General features: G+C 61.7%; 16 protein-coding genes. 8 read left to right on the plus strand and 8 right to left on the minus strand.

Annotation, left to right across the window (positions count from 1 at the left end):
• Window positions 1–39 precede the first annotated feature (39 nt).
• Window positions 40–2,037: an MBL fold metallo-hydrolase gene (locus GY725_11485; GenBank protein MCP4004809.1), complete on the minus strand. Its 1,998-nt coding sequence runs from the start codon at window positions 2,035–2,037 to the stop codon at window positions 40–42.
• Window positions 2,038–2,221: 184 nt separating this feature from the next.
• Between GY725_11485 and GY725_11490 the strand changes: the two genes are divergently transcribed.
• Both GY725_11490 and GY725_11495 read left to right on the plus strand, forming a co-directional pair.
• Complete coding sequence (locus GY725_11490; GenBank protein ID MCP4004810.1) at window positions 2,222–2,497, plus strand: hypothetical protein; 276 nt, start codon at window positions 2,222–2,224, stop codon at window positions 2,495–2,497.
• A gap of 129 nt (window positions 2,498–2,626) precedes the next feature.
• Complete coding sequence (locus GY725_11495) at window positions 2,627–4,432, plus strand: hypothetical protein (protein MCP4004811.1); 1,806 nt, start codon at window positions 2,627–2,629, stop codon at window positions 4,430–4,432.
• Between the two features lie 55 nt (window positions 4,433–4,487).
• Here GY725_11495 and GY725_11500 read toward each other — a convergent pair whose 3' ends face one another.
• From GY725_11500 to GY725_11510, 3 genes are all read right to left on the minus strand, one after another.
• On the minus strand, window positions 4,488–5,681 hold the full coding sequence (locus GY725_11500) for a VWA domain-containing protein (GenBank protein ID MCP4004812.1): 1,194 nt from the start codon (window positions 5,679–5,681) through the stop codon (window positions 4,488–4,490).
• 61 nt (window positions 5,682–5,742) lie between these two features.
• Window positions 5,743–6,624: a MoxR family ATPase gene (locus tag GY725_11505; GenBank protein ID MCP4004813.1), complete on the minus strand. Its 882-nt coding sequence runs from the start codon at window positions 6,622–6,624 to the stop codon at window positions 5,743–5,745.
• 122 nt (window positions 6,625–6,746) lie between these two features.
• Window positions 6,747–6,896: a hypothetical protein gene (locus GY725_11510; protein ID MCP4004814.1), complete on the minus strand. Its 150-nt coding sequence runs from the start codon at window positions 6,894–6,896 to the stop codon at window positions 6,747–6,749.
• Between the two features lie 148 nt (window positions 6,897–7,044).
• Between GY725_11510 and GY725_11515 the strand changes: the two genes are divergently transcribed.
• The 4 genes from GY725_11515 (at window position 7,045) to GY725_11530 (ending at window position 11,380) form a co-directional block, all read left to right on the plus strand.
• Window positions 7,045–8,487, plus strand: a complete 1,443-nt coding sequence (locus GY725_11515; protein MCP4004815.1) for an MFS transporter — start codon at window positions 7,045–7,047, stop codon at window positions 8,485–8,487.
• Window positions 8,484–9,815, plus strand: a complete 1,332-nt coding sequence (locus tag GY725_11520; protein ID MCP4004816.1) for an alkaline phosphatase family protein — start codon at window positions 8,484–8,486, stop codon at window positions 9,813–9,815. Before GY725_11515 ends, GY725_11520 begins: the two co-directional genes overlap by 4 nt.
• A gap of 61 nt (window positions 9,816–9,876) precedes the next feature.
• Window positions 9,877–10,737: an SDR family oxidoreductase gene (locus tag GY725_11525; GenBank protein MCP4004817.1), complete on the plus strand. Its 861-nt coding sequence runs from the start codon at window positions 9,877–9,879 to the stop codon at window positions 10,735–10,737.
• Window positions 10,738–10,750: 13 nt separating this feature from the next.
• Window positions 10,751–11,380, plus strand: coding sequence for a VOC family protein (locus tag GY725_11530; GenBank protein MCP4004818.1), 630 nt, complete (start codon window positions 10,751–10,753; stop codon window positions 11,378–11,380).
• Window positions 11,381–11,389: 9 nt separating this feature from the next.
• Here the strand turns inward: GY725_11530 and GY725_11535 are convergent, their stop codons facing one another.
• The 3 genes from GY725_11535 to GY725_11545 all read right to left on the minus strand — a co-directional run bounded on the left by GY725_11535 (window position 11,390) and on the right by GY725_11545 (window position 15,525).
• Entirely contained in the window at window positions 11,390–13,186 is a 1,797-nt protein-coding gene (locus GY725_11535; protein ID MCP4004819.1) for a DUF885 domain-containing protein, read from the minus strand.
• A gap of 96 nt (window positions 13,187–13,282) precedes the next feature.
• Window positions 13,283–14,473, minus strand: coding sequence for a sigma-70 family RNA polymerase sigma factor (locus GY725_11540; protein ID MCP4004820.1), 1,191 nt, complete (start codon window positions 14,471–14,473; stop codon window positions 13,283–13,285).
• Window positions 14,227–15,525 carry an FAD-dependent oxidoreductase gene (locus GY725_11545; GenBank protein ID MCP4004821.1) on the minus strand — a complete coding sequence of 433 codons (1,299 nt, stop codon included), beginning with the start codon at window positions 15,523–15,525 and terminating at the stop codon, window positions 14,227–14,229. Before GY725_11545 ends, GY725_11540 begins: the two co-directional genes overlap by 247 nt.
• A 248-nt stretch (window positions 15,526–15,773) precedes the next feature.
• Between GY725_11545 and GY725_11550 the strand changes: the two genes are divergently transcribed.
• Window positions 15,774–16,550, plus strand: coding sequence for a tyrosine-protein phosphatase (locus GY725_11550; protein ID MCP4004822.1), 777 nt, complete (start codon window positions 15,774–15,776; stop codon window positions 16,548–16,550).
• Here GY725_11550 and GY725_11555 read toward each other — a convergent pair.
• Complete coding sequence (locus tag GY725_11555) at window positions 16,539–18,026, minus strand: hypothetical protein (GenBank protein MCP4004823.1); 1,488 nt, start codon at window positions 18,024–18,026, stop codon at window positions 16,539–16,541. The two genes, GY725_11550 and GY725_11555, sit on opposite strands and share 12 nt — an antisense overlap.
• A 78-nt stretch (window positions 18,027–18,104) precedes the next feature.
• On the opposite strand from GY725_11555, the gene GY725_11560 reads away from it, so the two are divergent.
• A complete protein-coding gene (locus GY725_11560; GenBank protein MCP4004824.1) occupies window positions 18,105–18,866 on the plus strand; it encodes a hypothetical protein in 762 nt (253 codons plus the stop codon).
• Window positions 18,867–18,978 lie beyond the last annotated feature (112 nt).

Genomic DNA, 18,978 nt, shown 5'->3' on the forward strand with positions numbered 1-18,978 from the left:
GGCTCCTGGTAGTCCGGGTCGTTTGTGGGGTTTGTCGTGCTAGGGCGTCACGATATTGAAGCTCGGGTTTGGCTGATCCAGCAGACGGAAGAACGACAACAATGCGATGCGACTGCCGTCGATGTCCAGATCGTCGGAGAAGATGGCTTCGCGCAGGCCGATCGTGCGCAGCACCAGACGCAAGAAGAAATCGTGTGTCAGCTTCACGGTTGCATCCGCATCGGGGTCGGCCGCGCGCTTCTGATGATGTAGCACGGAGTTCTCCAGCCACAGCACGTGTGTCTCTCCGAGATCGCTGAAGATGAAGTTCAGTTTCGTCGCGTTATCGGCGGCTCTCGGACCATCTAGACGGGCCGCCATCGATTCGAAAAAGCGCTCCAGTGGAACCTGTTGCAGCAGGTCGATCGCCCCCGCCAGATCCACACCGCCGTCGGTTACGCCGTGGCGTAGTTCGTGCGCTCCGGTCAGATACACGTCACGCCAGGGCCCCGACTCGGCCCGATAGCCGAGTTGGTCGTAGCTCTGGGCCAGGAGTTCGCGCGCTTCTACATCGTTGGGCTCGGCGAATACGAGATGGTTGAGCATCATCGCGACCCAGCGGTACTCGCCGCGATCAAAAGCCTCTTTGGCCTTGCGTCGCACTTCAGCCGCGCCGCCCATGCTCTCGACGTAACGGACACCTGCATCTGCTGGCGGAAGTGGGTCCAGATTCACCGGATTGCCGTCGTACCAGCCGAAGTAGCCCTGATACACCGCCTTGGAGTTGTGGCGCACTGTTCCGTAGTAGCCTCGATTGGCGAAGCTGAGAGCCAGCGAGTCCGGCAGTTCGAGTTCTTCTGCGATCTCGCGTGGCGTCGCTCCTGAGCTGGCCAGGCGCACGGTCTGATCGTGGATGTACTTGTACGTGTCGCGTTGCTTCTTCAGGTAGTCGAGTACCTGGGAATTTCCCCAGGTAGGCCAGTGGTGACTTGCGAACACGACTTCGACGTCCCCGAACAGATCGATTGACTGCTGGATCGCGCCGCTCCAGCGCAAGGCGTCGCGTACCTTGGCACCGCGCAAGGTGTAGAGATTGTGCATGACGTGCGAAACGACTTCGGCGCCGCAAAACGCCTTGCGATCGGGCAGGTAGAACATGAGTTCGGACGGTGCTTCGGACTCCGGCGCGTACTGAAAGACGAACTCCAGTCCGTCGACTTCGATCGGCTGGGGAGTCCGGTCGACGATGATTGTGGGTGCCATGATTCCGATGCCGCCGCGGGCAGGTGCCTTGCCGAGCCCTGAATCGACGTGTCCACGCGGCGTCCGGGCCAACGGCATACCGAACATATAGGTGGCGCGACGCGACATCGGCACACCCGCGAGCACGTTCTCGCTGGTGGCTTCGTGCATGAATCCGTCGGGTGCGATGATCGCTACGCCTTCGGCGTCCTTGGGATCGGCGAATAGACCTGCGATGCCGCCGAAGTGGTCGATGTGGCTGTGGGTGATGATCACGGCCGAAACTCTGCGTTTCCCGAGGTGCTGGTTTGCGAGAGCCAACGCCGCGCTCGCTGTTTCGGATGCGGTCAGCGGGTCTACCACGATCCAGCCGGACTTGCCCTCGATCAGACTCATATTGGACAGGTCATAACCGCGCACCTGGTAGACGCCGTCCACCACTTCGAAGAGTCCGTGGATCAAATTGAGTTGCGCTTGCCGCCACAGGCTCGGGTGCACGCTGGCGGGAGCCTCGTCCTTCAGGAAATCGTACGCGGCGGTATCCCAGAGAGTGCGCTCGCTGGATCTGTAGACCCGTGCGTCCTTCTCGGCGGCGACCAGCCCGCGCCTAGCGTTTTCGAAATCCCGTTGATCCGAGATCGGCAATTGCTTGCCGATCTCGGCGTTTGCTCGCACGGTGTACTTGGTCGGGGCGCTATGCCCTTGGGCATCGGCATCGGGAGACCAGGGCGCGGCCGGCGGCTTCGGTTCCTCGGCGGTGCAGCCGCTGAGAATGAAGACTGCGCAGAGCAGGAAGCGGATGCACGGGTGGGTCATAGGAGTCTCCTGGATGGCGAATGGCCTGCCATTCTAGGAGATGCGGACTCCTGGGTGGGCGGGAGCGTCAAGCGTCCTGATTTTCGTGACTAAATGCAACATCCTGTCGTTCTCCTCGGGGCTTCCACGTGCGAGGTCCTGAACGCGTGGTAAAATCGCCGTGCAATCGCTGAGGAAGGCCGGGATGGCACAGGACGACACAGATAATCCCCCGGAGCCAGACGTCGCAAACCTCGAGGACTACCAGAGGGTCGGGGATCCGCAGGGCCAGGTTCTCCAGGGGAAACTGGCGAGGCTCGAGGATTGGGCCATCGAAATGCTCTATTCCTTCATCGAACGAGACGGCACCCAGAGACGTTTCTGGGTCAAGATCCTGCTGGTCATGTTCATCATGAACGCGGGCCCGGCGATTCTGATTGCACTTTTCTTTTTCGGTCGGGATCTCGGCTATTTCGAGTGATCGGGTTCTCCTGACTCCGCCACTTTCGAGCTGAAACCCCTGTCAGGATTGGACTTCGCTCATGAGCGAGGTCATAGTCCGACACGCATGGAGACGGGAACTGACAGGTCCAGAGGGGGACTCGAGCGTATGGATATCCGACGGGAACTCGACGAGGCCAGCGAGCGGACCGGGCACAGTCTGCATGTGCCCATCATGGGAACCGGATTCACGATCGACTCGCCGCTTCGCGTTGCGCGTTATGGCATCTCATCGGTCATCTCACTGGTCGACGACGGACTCATCGAGAAGATGCGCCGCTATCACAGCGAGCAAAGTGGTGAGTTCTACCAGGAGATCGGTCACAAGGATCAGGATCGGCGCGCCCGTCGGATCACAGCCTATCTCGATCTTCTGGACTTATTGATCCAACGCCAGGTCGAGGCGCTGCAGGCCAGTGCATTCGAGCCTGGCAGCGAGATCACGCGCTATTACGAGCTTCTTCCGGAGGGACCGCTCAAGAAGGCGTACCGCGGAACGCTCGAGCTGGCCGACGGTCCCGAGAAGCACGAGTTGCAGGACGAGCTGCGCCGCAGGGTCGTACCCGGAACGATCGACGTCAACATCATGACGAAGGTCGATCGCAGCGTGGCCCCCGATGGGACTGAATACGGCCCGGACTCGAGTGACGCGCTGGCCGCTGCACGAGGCTATGCCAACAGCGGGGTGAGTTCTTCGCTCGTGCTGTCGGCGGGAATGAATCCGCGCCTTTTCAGTTATCTCGCGAGCCATGAGGGTTTTGCGCCAAACGAAGAAGGCGAACTCGAAAAGCAGATCGTGATCAAGGTCAGCGACTATCGCTCGGCCCTGGTGCAGGGCAAGGTGCTGGCCAAGAAGGGCATCTGGGTTTCCGAGTTCCGTATCGAATCCGGTCTGAACTGCGGTGGACACGCGTTTCCGACGAAGGGGGTTCTGCTCGGGCCGATTCTGGAGGAATTCAAGGCCCAGCGCGGGGCGTTGCAGGAAACACTGCACAAGCTCTATTGCGCCGCGCTCGAAGCCGCTGGGCGAGAGATTCCCGCAGCGCCGCGCGAGGTGCGCGTTACGGTGCAGGGAGGCATCGGTACGGCCGCGGAGCACGCGTTGATGCTGGATCACTTTGGCGCGAACTCGGTCGGCTGGGGATCGCCTTTCCTTTTGGTCCCCGAGGTCACCAACCTCGACGATGAACATCTGGAACTACTGTGCAACGCCAGCGATAGCGATGTCTTCCTGTCCGAGGCGTCTCCGCTTTCGATCCGGTTCTGGAACCTGCGTACTTCGGCGAGCGAGCGGGCGCGGCGCGAGCGCATCGCGGCCGGACGACCGGGTAGTGCCTGCCCGAACGGCTACGTCGCCACGACCACGGAGTTCCGCGACGTGCCGGAGTGTCTGTCTTCGCGCGCTTTTCAGAAGCCGAAGCTACTGGCGCTGGAGAAGCAGGACCTGAGCGATGCTGCTCGAGAACGCGAGATCGAGAAGTTGCTGGCCAAGTCGTGTATCTGTTGTGATCTGGCCGGTGCCGCGACGAGCAAGCTCGGAATTGATTCCGATGCCAAGACGGCGATCTGCCCGGGTCCGAGTATTCGCGACTATTCTCGCGTGGCCACGTTGGAGGAAATGCTCCGGCACATCTACGGCGAAGCCTCGCTCAGTACCAGCCCCGACCGGCAGCACGTCTTCAACTGCGAGCTCGGTCTCTACCGGGACTATCTGCGCGAAGAGTGCGAGCGGGCGGGGCAGGGCGTGTCTGAACTCAAGCCGAAGTACCTGCAGGAGTTTCACGCAAATCTACTCGAGGGCATTCGCTACTACCGGGATTTTTCCGACACGCTTCCCTCGAATGAGCGCACCGCCTTCCGCACTGACCTGGACGAACTCACGGCCGACGTCGAAGCGATCGCATTACCCGCCTAGCCTGTATTTGCTGCGACGGTGTCGCGTCGCTACATGTCCTGGTGAGAAACGCGCGCTAGGCTGCGGCCTGTCGAGCTCCCACGAGGGACTTTACGGCCGCGGCGATGCCGTCCACGCTGAGCGGGTACATCGGGAAGACATCTTCGACGACGCGGCAGGTGCGACTGCTCTGCCAGGTCGATCGGGGGTCCGGGTTCAGCCAGACCTTGCGCAGGAAGTGATTGTCGATGCGCCGCAGCCAGTCGATTCCCGGGGTATCCGACTCCAGTCGCGGGTTGATATTGCCCCGTCTCGAAAGCAGCTCCGAGGGGTGCATGGCCGCGTCACCGACGATGACGACCTTCCAGCGCTCGTCGTAACGTCGGAAGAGATCGCCGGTCGGGATCGAATCCCGGAGCAGGAGACTCGCATTCGTGCACACCTGTTCGTAGATGCAGTTGTGAAAATAGTAGGAACGAAACTCGCGCAGTCCGCGCTCTTCGTATAGCGCGGTCAGCAGGCGACTCATCGGTTCGTAGTAGGGATCCATGGTTCCCCCTACATCCATGAGCAGCAATAGGCGCACATTGTTCCTGCGCTCCGGGCGGAAGACCAGTTCGATCTCGCCCGCGTTCTTGCAGGTCTCTTCGATGGATTCGTCGAGATCGAGTTCGTCCTCGGGGCCGACTCGGGTCAATTGACGCAGGCGTTTCAGTGCCAGCTTCGTGCTGCGCAGGTCGAGGGTCGAGTCGGTGCGATAGTCCTGGAACTTGCGGTCTTCCGCGATCTTCATCGCGGAGCGATTGCGACTCTCACCGCCCACGCGAATCCCAGTGGGATGTTCTCCGCCGTGCCCGTAGGGTGAACGGCCGCCCGTCCCGACCCACTTGCCACCGCCATCGTGGCGCTCGTCCTGCTCCGCCAGGGTCTCCAGGAAGCGCCGCATCAATTCATCGCTCGTCAGGTGCTCGAGCATCTCGCGCTGCTCATCGGTGAGTTCTTTGAAGTTCTTCGGATCCCGCAGCCATTCCAGGACTTCGTCTTCGATTGAAAGCTCGCCTTCGACTCCCTTGTAGACCCGCGCGAAGACGCGGTCGAAGGCGTCGTAGTAGGTCTCGCTCTTGATCAGGCAGGCGCGCGCCAGATTGTAGAAGCGCAGCAGATCGGAGCCGTGTAGCCCCTGGGCGATCGCGTCCATGAGCATTTTCCATTCCTGCAGACCGACCGGGACACCTTCGTCCCGCAGTCCGTAGAAGAGATCAAGGAACATGCTCTGCCTCCGTGGTTTCGGGCTTCTCTGCCCGATCGCTCAGTCCTACTCGTTGCACAGTCTACTGGTTGTACTTGGGGCCTAGTTCACTCCAGTCTTTGGGCAACACGCCGCCGCGGGAGTTGAACTCCGTCAGAGCCTCGGTGTCCTGCTCGTTCTTGAGCAAGGATCCCAGGAAGGGGATCTGCTGCCGGACCTGCTCGACCGAGATTCCAGAGCGCAGCAAAGCCGAGATCCAGTCGATCAGTTCAGAGGTCGAGGGTCTCTTGCGCAGATCGGAGATCTCGCGAAGCCAGTAGAACTTGATCAGGACCTGATCGAGCAGGGTGACGTCGAGATTCGGATGGTGGACATCGATGATCTTCTTCATGAGATCTCTCTCGGGGAAATCGATGAAGTGAAACACGCAGCGTCTCAGGAAGGCATCCGGCAGCTCTTTTTCGTTATTCGACGTGATGATCACGACAGGGCGCTGGCTGGCCTTGATCTCGTCTCCGGTCTCCATGACGGTGAAGCGCATCTCATCGAGTTCCAGCAGGATGTCATTGGGGAACTCGAGGTCGGCCTTGTCGATCTCATCGATCAAAAGGACATGGCGGTCTTCCGATTTGAAAACTCGTCCGAGCGGTCCCAGCTTGATGTAGGAACGGATGTCCGAAACCGTGCCGTCTCCGAAGCGGGCATCGTTGAGGCGCTGTACCGTGTCGTAGACGTAGAGTCCGTCCGAGGTCTTCGAGGTGGACTTGATATGCCAGGATTCCATCGGTAGACCGAGTCCCTCGGAGACGTGTCTCGCCAGAAGGGTCTTGCCCGTGCCCGGTTCGCCTTTGATTAGCAACGGACGCTCGAGCGCGATCGCGCAGTTCACGGCCTCTACGAGCGGTCCTGAGACCACATATCCCTCGGTGCCTGTGAACTTATTGAAGTCAGATTCTTCGGGCATCTCTATTCGGCTCCTGGTCAGTGATCTCGCGGGCGACTTCGCGCGCGAGATCGAAGAGTATTCCGACACGCTTTCGCGTCGGGGAAGTGGATCTCCAGTAGATCCGCTTCGGTCGACCTGCTCTACGGGCCCCCTGCCAACTCGACGAAAATCCTGCCGTCGCTGACCGTTACGGGGTAGGTCGGTAGTTTATCGTTTCCGATGCTGGCCAGCAGCCAGGCCGATTCCGCGCGACTGCCGTCGCTAGCACGGTAGCACGCATCGTGTCTCATAAAATCTCCCTCTTTCGCAGGACTCTAGCAGGCTGCGACGAGTCTGACCTGAATCCGGAGTTCGAGCTGGCCCGCCGCCCGTCTTCCGGGCCCGAAGGCGCCCGGCGCCAAGCCTGAAATCTCCCGGCGATCGGCGCAAGATGGCAGGATGACGGAGGCCGCGCGCAGAAACGATGGCGATCCCGAATCCCCGCGGGCGGGTCGGCTCGAACTCGCGAGCGGCCAGATCGCACTCTACGGCGCGGTCAACCTACCGACCTCCGTGGTCGGGTTGCCGATTGCGCTCTACATCCCGGCCTTCTATTCGGAGAATCTGGGTCTCTCGCTCGCCGCCGTAGGTGGGCTCATCGCGTTGTCTCGCCTGACGGATGTGTTGACCGATCCCTTGATCGGAACGCTTTCCGACAACTGGAACACGCGCTTCGGAAGGCGCAAGCCGTGGATGCTCTGCGGAACTCCGCTCAAGCTCCTGGCGTTGTGGATGCTCTTCGTACCCGACAGTCGCTTTGCGCACGCAATCTGGAGTGGTCTGGGCGGCGACCCCTCGGGTGGCATCAGCAATATCTATTTCTTCGTCTGGATCAGCGCGCTCTATCTGGGTTTCACACTCGTCGATCTGCCCTATCGGGCCTGGGGTGCGGAACTGTCCAGCGATTACGACGGTCGTTCGCGCGTGACCGGCTGGCGCGAGGCGTTCGGTTACTGCGGCACGCTGATGTCGTTGATCATTCCGCTCTTGCTGGCGTTCGCCTTCGAGCGACCCGGGGCGTCGAATGCGCTGTTTGGTGTGGCGGTCGCGGTCGTGATTCTGATGCCGATCCTGACCGCGCCCGCGCTGATGTTCGTGAAGGAGCCAGACTCCGAGCCCGTTCGCTCCGAACGCGTGGGCACGATCGAGGGGCTTCGCATCGTGTGGCGCAACGAACCGTTTCGTCGTCTGGTGATCTGCCTGCTCTTCTTCGTGGCTGCGATCAGCATGACGGCTTCGCTGTCGTTCTTCTTCGTGCGCCGGGTGATGCTGGAGCCGTTCGATCGCTACGCCTTCTTCATTCTGGCCTACTATCTTTCGAGCACGCTCGCCATACCAATCTGGCTGCGCATCTCTGCACGACTGGGTAAGCACCGCACGGTGGTGCTTGGGATCGGCTGGCTCTCGCTGTGGAGCGCTTTCATTCCGCTGCTCGGTCCGGGCGACTTCTGGATCTTCTTCGTCCTCATGCTGCTCAAGGGCTCGTCGATCGGCGCCCTGGCTTTCCTGCCCACGTCGATGGCGGCCGATATCGTGGATCTCGACACCCTGCAAACCGGCGAGCAGCGCACGGGTCTGTACTTCTCGATCTGGGGCATGTTCAACAAGGCGGCCGTCGCCCTCGGCGTGCTCATCGCCACCAATGGTGTGGCCTGGTTCGGGTTCGACCCGTCGAGTGAGACCAACGACGCGACCGCGCGAATGGCCGTTGCCTACCTGTACAGTGTGGTACCGGCCGGACTGGCCTGCATCGCCCTGCCGCTTCTCTGGCGCTACCCGTTGACGCGCGAGGTCCAGGCCGAAACTCGCGCGCGGATCGAAAGGGAGCAAAACGCATCATGAGTCTGTTTCGTCGAGTGCTCGTCTCAGTGCTTTCAGTCCTGCTTCTCGCCGTGCTCTGGTTCGCCTATACCGCGATCGCACCCTATGACCTGCCGGAATCGCGCCTCCTGCAAACAGGAAGACCCTTCCAGGTCGAGGTGCCCACCCGCCAGAACGATGGCCGCAGGGTCATCGTATTCGTGTTCGACGGTCTGTCTCCCGCCACCGTCGCGGCGGCGGATACTCCCCACCTCGACAGGATGGCGAGGGAAGGTGCGCACACACACGAGATGATGCCGGTGTTTCCCAGCCTTTCGCTGCCCAATCACTTCACGCTTTCCACGGGCTGTTATCCGGCTCGTCACGGGATCGTTTCCAATCACTTCCACGATCCGGAACGCGGCTTCTACGGTGTCAAAGGCGATGCGGATTGGATCCTCGAGTGCGAACCCCTGCACGTGGTGGCCGAACGGCAGGGGATTCGTTCCGCAGTGTTTGGCTGGGTTGGCAATACATCCTCCAGTCGCGGTCAACTCGCGAGTATTGCCGAACCGTTCCGCGTGCCCGTGCCAAGTCCGGAGCAGCAAGCGGATGCGATCATCGCGCAACTCGATGCGGATCTCTCGCCGGGTCTCATCGCCGCTTATGTCACGGAACCCGATTCAACGGCCCACTCCGACGGACCGACGGGGCAGGCCACGCTCGAAATGGCACATCAGGTGGATGCACAGATCGGGCGCGTGCTCGCGGCCATCGAGGAGCGCGGTCTGAGTCAACGGGTCAGCCTGATCGTGACGACGGATCACGGCATGGTCGACGTCAAAGGCATGCTCAATGTGGACGGCATCGTGCGCGAGGCGGGCGTCAAGGCGCGCGTGGTCGGCGAGGGTGTCATGGGACATCTCTATCTCGACGATCCAGAAGAACGGGAATCGGCCCGGCAGGCGCTTGCAGGTGGCGAGCACTACACGGTCCTGGACCCGACGAATCCGCCCAGCTATGCGCGGATTGGCCACCACTCTCGTCTGGGTGATCTGGTGATCGTACCCGACGAAGGTTACTGGCTGGCTGATCTGGCTCACTTTCCCTGGTTCTTGCGTTGGGCGAGCTATGTGAGTGGTGAGCTGATTGAAAGCGAACGCTTCAAGGGCATGCACGGTTACGATCCCGAAAAGGTTCCCGGTGTTCGATCTGTTTTCTACGCCTGGGGAGCTCAAGTGCCCCCGGGTATCGAGTTGCAGGAGATGCGCAGTATCGACGTGCATCCAACCGTGACCTTCCTGCTCGGAATCCAGCCCGGTTCGCCGATCGACGGTCGCGCGCACAGCGAAATCGCAAGAGGGCTCTGATCCCGCTGCTGGCTGGCGAGCTGTTAGACTGACAGATCGAACAAGTCGCCGAGGTGTATCGATGAGTGTCAAAGACCGGAAGATTGCTTTCATCACAGGTGCCGCGAGTGGGATCGGGCGGGCCACGGCCGAATGCTTCGCTGCGCAAGGTTGGTGGATTGGTGCCGCGGATCTGAACACTGAAGGCCTCGAAAAGCTGCGCGAAGTGCTCGGCAAGGACAATTGCCGAACCTGGAAGCTGGACGTAACCGACAAGTCGGCCTACGACGCAGTCGTCGCCGAGCTCGCCGACGAGACGGGTGGCCAACTCGATCTGCTCTACAACAACGCCGGGATCGGTGCTGGCGGATTCTTCGAGGATGTTCCGATCGAGGTGAGCCTGAAGATCGTCGATGTCAATCTCATCGGCGTCATCAACGGGATCTACGCCGCGTTGCCGCTGCTCAAGGCCACGCCCAACAGCTTGTGCTTCAGCACCTCATCGTCGGCGGCCACCTATGGTGCACCCCATCTCGCCGTCTACGCGGCGACCAAGTTCGCGGTGAAGGGCTTGACCGAGGCGCTGGCCGTCGAGCTTTCGCGTTGTGGCGTTCGGGTTGCAGACGTGCTGCCCGGGCTCATCGACACACCGATCCTCAGCGAATCTCCGCTCTACATCGATGGCAAGAAGCAGCCCACGGAAGGTCGCATGGTAGGCGCCGACGCACCCAAGGAAGGTCCGTTCCGCCTGGTTTCACCCGACATGGTTGCCGAGGCCGTGTGGCGCTGCTACGAGGGCGATCCGCGCATGCACTGGTACGTGCCCGACGGAATCGAAGACATCGACAAGGCGAAGGCCGCTTCTCCCGAAGGCATGCGCGACACGCGCATCGCGATGCAGAAGGCGGGCGCCGCTGCTCGCCAAGGCAAGTCGGAAGAGTGATCCCTTGAGTCAGGTGAAATCGCTGAGACTTGACCACATCGTCTACGCGGTTCCCGACCTCCCGGCCGCGGTCGACGACCTGGAGAAGCGACTCGGTGTGCGGCCCAGTGCGGGTGGCAAACACGAAGGTCTCGGGACGCATAACGCTCTGCTCGCGCTTTCCGAAGATGCCTACCTCGAAGTGGTCGGTCCCGACTCCGAGCAGCCCGAACCTGCCAATCCGCGTCCGTTCGGCATCGACTCACTGACTTCTGCGCGCATCGTGACCTGGGCTGCGCGGTCTGAAGATCTCGACGCGAGTATCGCGCAGGCGAAGCGGGCGGGTTTCGACACCGGTCTGGTGCTCCCGCTCAGCCGGCGGACACCGGAAGGTGCACTGCTCGAGTGGCGTCTCACCATTCGAAGCGAATTCGCGGGCGATGGGCTGGTTCCGTTTCTGATCGACTGGGGAACGACGCCGCACCCTGCGAGTGCGGCCGCATCGGGCTGCAAGCTGGTCGGGTTGCGCGCAGAGCATCCCGAACCTGCGCAGGTGCTCGCCGACCTCGAGGCTCTCGGAGCATCGCTGCCCGTCCAACGCGCTGCGCGAGCAGTGCTCGTCGTTGAACTGGAGACACCTGCTGGCCGGGTCCAACTCCGCTGATCGCGTCGCCTACCGCGCTTCGATCCAGCCCATCAATACGTCGTCGAGCACTTTGAGTGGCAAAGACCCGTTGGCCAGGATGGCGTCGTTGAAAGCGCGCAGATCGAACTCATCGCCCAGTCTCGTGCGGGCGCGTTCTCTGAGTTCCAGGATCTTCAGTTGGCCGATCTTGTAGGCGCAGGCTTGACCGGGGAGGACGATGTAGCGTTCGATCTCGGCCGTCGCGTCACCGCGGGGCAGGCCCGCGTTCTCGATCATGAACTCGATCGCCCGCTCGCGAGTCCAGCGTTTGGCGTGAATGCCGGTGTCCACGACGAGTCGCACGGCGCGGAAGAGTTCCGCCGAAAGTCCGCCGAGTTCATCAAAAGCCGTTTTGTGCAATCCCGCCTCCATGGCGATCCGCTCGGCGTACAAAGCCCATCCCTCGATGAAGGCCGTCATCGGCATGAAGCGGCGGAAGTGGGGCAAGTCACTCGTTTCCATCGCCAGGGCGATCTGCAGATGGTGTCCCGGAACCGCTTCGTGAAAGCTCAGTGTGCGCATGCGGAAGCGCTGTACCTCTGAGACATCGCGGAGGTTGGCGAAGAAAACGCCCGGTCTCGATCCGTCGAGAGAGGGAGGCTGGTAGTAGGCGCCCGCAGAGCCCGCTTCCTTGAAGACGGGCACGCGCTCTACCTCGACGGGCGCTTCGGGAAGGCGGCCAAACATTTCGGGTAGGCGTTTGCCTACTTCAGCGATGATCCCGCGATAGTCGCGCAGAATTTCCGCGCGTCCCTCGTCCGTGTCGGGGTACAGGAAGCGGGGTTCGCGATTGAGTTGAAGCAGAGCTTCGATCGGCTTGTCGGAACGCAGTCCCTGGGCGGCGAGGATGCGGCTCATCTCGCCGTGGATGCGTTCGATTTCGGCCAGCCCGATCCGGTGGATCTCGTCGGGCGTCTTGTCCGTCGTCGTGTGCCAGCGAAGTGCCCAGCGGTAGTAGGCCTCGCCATCGGGATGCTTCCACACGCCGTCGTCGTCATTGGCTCGTGCGGCGAGTTCCGCACTCGTCGCGGCAAGGCGTCGATATCCCGGCTGAACGATTTCCTCGATCTGTTCGCGCAACTCCTGCAGAAGAGCTTCGCGCGTGTCGGGCGAGATCTCGGAGATCTCGTCGAGGGCGCTCGCGAGCTTGCTGTAGAGAACGTTCTGCTCGGTCGGAGTGCTGGCGAAACTCGCGGCCTCGCGTTCCACCGCCTCGAGGACGAATCGCGGTGGCAGGAATCCACGCTCGGCGCGCGCGAGAACGGCTTCGCGCATCTGCTCGAGTGCGATTTCGAACTTTCCGACGCGGGCCAGGAAGTTTCGCGCGTCCCGTTCATCATTCACCTGGTGAATATTGACCATGAAGTCCGGGAGTCCGCTCTGCGAACCCTGGAACTGATTGAGTGGGTAGGTGTGGTACAGAAATGCGCGCCCCGCCTGCTGAGTGCTGAGCAACCAATCCAAGACGTCGTAGGACAACTGTTGTTCGGCAGAAAGTTCGGCGCGGTCATAGGCGTGCAGACCCGATCGGATCTGGTCGACCCGATCGAAGATCGCTTCGTCGCCTGCGACCGAATAGTCCTCGAGATCATCCGAGTAGAAATCCAGACCGTACGCCTCGAGTGGCCGGGCGTACGACAGCAGTGCTGGATGTTCGGCGACAGCCGTGACCAGGCTGCGCAGAAAGAAGTGGTCAATCGACCAGGGCGTGCCCCAGAGTGTCGGAATCAGGAACACCAGGGCCGCGACGAGGCCGACGGCGCCGATCTGGAGCACTCGAATCATCTAGGACCTCTTCAGCATGACCAAATTCGGGGACGATGGAAGCCCGCCGGCGGCCACCCTTATAGCAGTCGGTCGATGATCCGCTCAACATCTAGATCAGCCCCGCACGCGCAGAGCGTCGAGCTTCCCCGGAGCGATGATCGTGCTCAACAGGATCAATCGACCGTCGCGATCGAGTCCTCCAAGACTGGCGAATTCGGGGGCGTAACCCGGACGGGGATCCTCGTTGCGACCCACGAATGCCGGAAGTCCATTGAGTTCGCGGAGTTCGACTTCGGGCTGTGCATCCCGCAGGAGTCTGACGTGGAAGCGGGCCACCCGGCGGACTCCGGTGACGGGTCTGCGCGCCGCGAAGAAGCGGCCCCCGCCGTCGTTGAGGACTCGCACGTCCTCGGCCAGGAGCTTCTCCATCGCGGCGGGATCGCGTTGCACCATGTGCAGCAGGAATCGCGACAGCACGTCGCCCGTGCGCGCTCGCAGAGCGTCGTTGAACGGCACGCGATTTGCGTCGTAATCGGCCATCGTGGCGCGCGCGCGGCGATGGATCTGCCGTACATTGGATTCCTGAAGATCGAGAGCTTCTGCTGTCTCGGCCGCGGAGTACTCAAACACATCTCGCAATAACAAGACCGCGCGTTGATTCGGATTCAGCTGTTCCAGGGCCACCAAAAAGGCGTAGGACACCGACTCGAGTAGCGCGTAGTTGTTCTCAGTCGAAGGCGGTTCGTAGGCACGTTCTTCTTCCGGCCAGTCGCTGGTGTCGATCGGTTCGGGGAGCCACGGTCCGATGTACGGAGCGGCCTGGCGTCGGCGCAGGTGATCGCGGCTGAGGTTGGTCGCTACGCGCATCAGCCAAGGCCGCCAGTCGCGCGAGGTATCGCGAGGAGGGCGATCCAATGCGCGCGCGAAGGTCTCCTGGACGAGATCTTCGGCGTCACTGGCCGATCCAGTCATGCGATAGCAGAGTCCCCAGATCGTGCGCTGATGGGCGATGTAGGCCTCGCTGAGATCACTTTCTCGCGATAGGTCGCTCACGCCGCTCACGCCGCTCGCGTACCTGCGACAGCTGAAGCTGCCGCTGCGAGACCCGCGCGCTTTCCGCTTGCCAGCGAGGCATCGGCGAGCTGACCTTCGTTTCCGACCCAGTCGCCAGCCACGTAAAGTCCGTTCATGTGCTCGACGGCAGGTCCCGGCCGCCCAGAGAGACCGCCCTTGCCTGCGCTGACCACGGCGTGGCTGACGCGCAGATCGTTCAGCAGCTTCTTTGCGACCAGGGCTTCGCGCCATCCGGGTTGCATGCTGTCCATGACACTTTCGAGTTGGGCTTCGAGCGCGGTGCGTTCGGGTTTTTCTCCCGGCTCAAGGTAGCGCGCGACATGGAGCACTACACCTCCCTCCGGCGCGAGCTTGCATGCTCCCGAGTGAACAGAGAAGTAGAAAGGCTCGTCGATGCCGAGGCAGAAGCGTTTGCGCGGAACGGGTAAATGGGTCAGGGCAATCTCCAGAGACGCGGCGCGAACGGGGATGCTGCTTTCGGCCCATTCGCACAGTGTCGGATCCGATCCGGACGCGACCAATGCGCTGGCTTCGCCGGGTCCCATCGCGAGCACGACGGCATCGGCCTCGATGTCCCCATCGTCGAGTGAGAGGCCGCGCACGCCAGCATCGAGCACGACGCTCCGAACGCGTCTTCCTCTATGGATCTTTACGCCTGATTCGAGTGCCGACGAGACGAGTCCATCGACGAGCGATTGCCAGCCACCGTCGAGATACAGCACGCCGTCGAGTGCAGTTCGCAGCTGATCGAGGGCGCTACCTGCACTCTGGATGTCGGGTGCGTTCGTATAGCTCGCCAGGCGCACGAGTCCCCGCACCAGCTGCCGCGCGCGCTCGTTACTCAGCATGCGATCCAGTGCCTCAGCAAGCGATACACCGTTCAGAGGCGAAGTGTCCAGGCGGGGAAGCGAAGCCAACAGGCGGCCGATCTCCAGCTTTCCTCCCAGTCCCAGCAATCCGCTCGTGATCAAGGATACGAAGCCGGTTGGCAGTACATGAAGTTCACCGTTCAGGCGCGCGAGACTGCTGGACAATTCGGGTGAGCCTCCGCTCAATTCGACACCCAGTTCGTCGAGAACGGGTTTCCCGCACGAACCCAGGTAGAGTGCGTGGGGGCCCATGTTGAAGAGATATCCCCCGTCGTCCCGGGTGCGGGCGCGGCCCCCTGGCTGTGACAGAGATTCGAATACCTGGACACTCGCTCCTGCACGCGCCGCGTAGCACGCCGCGGCGAGACCTGCGAGCCCGCCACCGACGATTGCAACCCGATTAGCATCAGACATGGTCTCTCCTTTTCCGTTTCCCGTTAACACGATTCAGGACCCGGATTCGTGACACGTCCTGCGAGAAAAGCCCGAACTGCATCAGCCGACGCATGGATCAGAACCCCAAAAGCCGTTACGTTACCGGCGGATAGCTGGTCGGCTCGTTGCGAATGCGTCCGTACCGGACGTATCTCGCCCAGGCGAGTGGTTGCGATACCAACACTCGAGTTCGGGCGGGACTCGATCTGGCCACACAGGGTAGAGCGATGCGCGACAGGACTCCGGTGCTCGATGGTGCCGTCAACCTGCGAGACTTTGGTGGCTATGCCACCACGGATGGAAGGCGAGTCAAGCGCCGCAAACTCTATCGCTCCGGTACGCTTGCTCATCTGTCCGACGAGGGACGAGAAGCTTTTGAAGCTCTGGAAGTGGGATTGATCTGTGATCTGAGACGATCCGAAGAAAGGATCGAAGAACCCACACCGTTTCCACCAGACGCACCCCGTCGAGCCGAGATTTCCATCGATCCCGGCAGTGCGGTCGGTCTGCGCGAGAGCCTGGCCGACGGCGTTCTGGATCTGGGCTTCGAGGAGCGAATCGGATTCATGGTCGGGATCAACCGCGAGTTGGCACGAGATCACATCGATGACTACGCGCGCATGTTCGAATACCTGGTGGAGATGCAGGAGGGAGCTTTTCTCGTGCACTGCTCGGCGGGAAAGGATCGCACCGGTTTCGCCTGCGCCCTGGTGCTCCACGCGCTCGGTGTACCGGAAGAGACCGTTTTCGAGGACTATCTTCTCACCAACGAAGTCATGGACTACGAGGGTTTCATCCTGCCCCGTGTACTGGCTCGCTACGATCAGAAGGAAGTTCCGGAACGCGAGTCGATCATGGCTCTGGCCGGGGTACGACCCGAGTATCTGAAGGCCGCCTACGATGCAATCGAGGCGGAGTTCAACGACGTCGAGCACTACATCGAACAGGCGCTGGGCCTGGATGCCGCCACCCGCGAACGACTGCGTGCGCGTCTACTCGAGTAGAAGCTCGCTCGGTAGCGGTTCGCTCACGGACGGAGATGGACTGCGAGCCGAACGCAAGCCGTCGAGTTGGGTTCGGATCTCGGCATGGCGTTTGCGATCGAGGCTGTAGAACGCGAAGAGTGCGATCGGGATCATGTGTAGCGTGCCCAGGACCGGTCCCATGAAGACGCCCATGCGGAAGACGACCTCGGGTGCGACGCCGACTGCATCCACGTTTGCCGGGAACTCGATGAACGAGAGCACCAGGCCGCCCAGCATCGTTCCCAGTCCCGAGACGGCCTTGCCCGAGAACGCCAGTGCTGAAAAGAAGATGCCTTCTTGACGCTCTCCGGTGCGGATCTCCTCCTCATCGACGACGTCCGTGATCATCGAGCGCGCGATTACACCCACGATCGCGCCTGCGCCTGTCCCCAGGCCGTAACTGGTCACGATCATGGGAAGCAGCCAGGGATTTCCGTTGTCCGGCAACACGTCGAGGAGTCGCAGGCTGATCATGGTGATCGAGTCGAAGGCCGCGAAGGTTGCCAGTGTGATCAGGACGTGCTTTTTCTCGAAACGACCGGCGATTCCCTGGACGATCGCAAACGCCAGAAGGTTGACTGTGAATCCGGCGAAGATGAAGTACTTGATCTGGGCCGGCAGCAGGCCCCAGAAGTAGGTCTGCATGTGCAGGGCAAGCGTGCCTCCGATCCCTCCGAGCGCTCCTCCGATCACCGTGCCGATGAACATCAAGCGGAAGTTGCGATTGTGCAGCGCCTGGGTGAGTTCCCGAAACACGCGCGCGAAGCTGAAGCCTTCCTTCACGTCTGGCGGTTCGGGCAGTCGGCGTGCTGCACGCTGGGTCAGCGCGGTCGACAGAAAGATCCCGACGAAGATGTAGACCACGCCGACTGCGGCCAGATGCGGATAGGCGTCCGGATTGAGCAGTCCGTTCTCGAAGGCTTCGCTCTTCTGGAAGATGGCCGTGTACGCGATCAGGGCGAAGCTTCCGCCGCCGAGCCAGCCAAACAGGTGGGCGTAACCCCAGATGCGACTGCGCTCGCTGTAATCCGGCGAGAGTTCGGCTCCGAACGCGTTATGCGGGATCTGGAAGAAGGTCATGAATGAGCGAGCCAGGATCGCAAAGAACGTGAGCCATCCGAAAAGCTCGTACTCGGAAAGTCCGTCGATGGGTGTCCAGAGGTAGTAGAAGGAGATGCACAGGGGCACTCCCGACATCCACATGAAAGGATGGCGGCGCCCGTTTCTCGAGCGCCAGTTATCGGAGAGCGAACCGATCATCGGATCATTGATCGCATCGAAGACGATCGCGATGCCCAGCGCCAGTCCCGTCAACCAACCGTCGAGTCCGAGTACCTGCGTGTAGTAGAACAGCAGGAAGACGTGCATCGAATAGCCCTTGGTCGCAGTTGCGAACTCACCGATGCCGAAGCCGATCTTGGTGGATACCGATACGTGGGCGGAGGGCTGACTCATGAGCCCTCCATACTACGCGATTCTCGAGTGACACCGCAGAGGTGGCCCGAAAGCAGGAGGGCGGGGTAGTCTCTGGCCATGAGCCAGGAAAAGAGTGGGCAGCAGGCGCCGGATGAAGAGCACGACGTGGAACCTCAGCCCGCCGAATTCCAGGACAACCACCTCGAAGATACCTCCAGTGGCATCCTGCGAGCGGGGATCTTCGGGGCTTCGGACGGCCTGGTTTCGAACCTCGCTCTGGTGATGGGGGTGGCCGGGGGAACCTCCGACCCCGAGGCGGTCATCCTGGCTGGTACGGCGGGACTGCTGGCCGGTGGTTTTTCCATGGCCGCGGGCGAGTACGTGTCGATGCGCACGCAGCGCGAAGTGCTGGAGCGCGAGTTGCGCCTGGAGCGGGAGCACATCCTCAACCATCCGGAAGAGGAAGAAGCCCACCTGGTCGAACTGTTGCAACAGAATGGTCTCAGCGAAGAAGATGCGCTGCGGGTGGCCGCGCAGGTGCACGCGAACATCGACCCGGCCGTGGATTTTCACGCTCGCTTCGAACTGGGGATCCATCCCACCACCATGGGTTCTCCCGTTGGCGCCGCTCTGTCGTCTTTCCTCGCCTTCGTGATCGGAGCCCTGGTGCCGTTGCTCCCCTGGTTCTTCCTGTCCGAGGCAGTCGTCGTTTCGATGGGGCTTTCGGCGGTGGCGTTGTTGCTCGTGGGCGGGGGAGTGACGAAAGTGACGGGGCTCAGCCCGGTGAAGGGAGCTCTGCGCCAGTTGGCCTTCGGCGTGGCGGCTGCGGGTGTTACCTATTGGATCGGCCGACTGATCAGCATGTCCGTGGCGGCGTAGCCGTTCAGAGCGGGGCGACGGGTACCTTCATCGCGCGCGCTCCCGGATTGCGCGGACTGTGCCCGAAAAGATGTTTTGCGAAATCGGCTCTGGGCATCGGCCCTGCAAACAG

It is taken from the genome of bacterium, assembly GCA_024226335.1.
Classification (GTDB): Bacteria; Myxococcota_A; UBA9160; order SZUA-336; family SZUA-336; genus JAAELY01.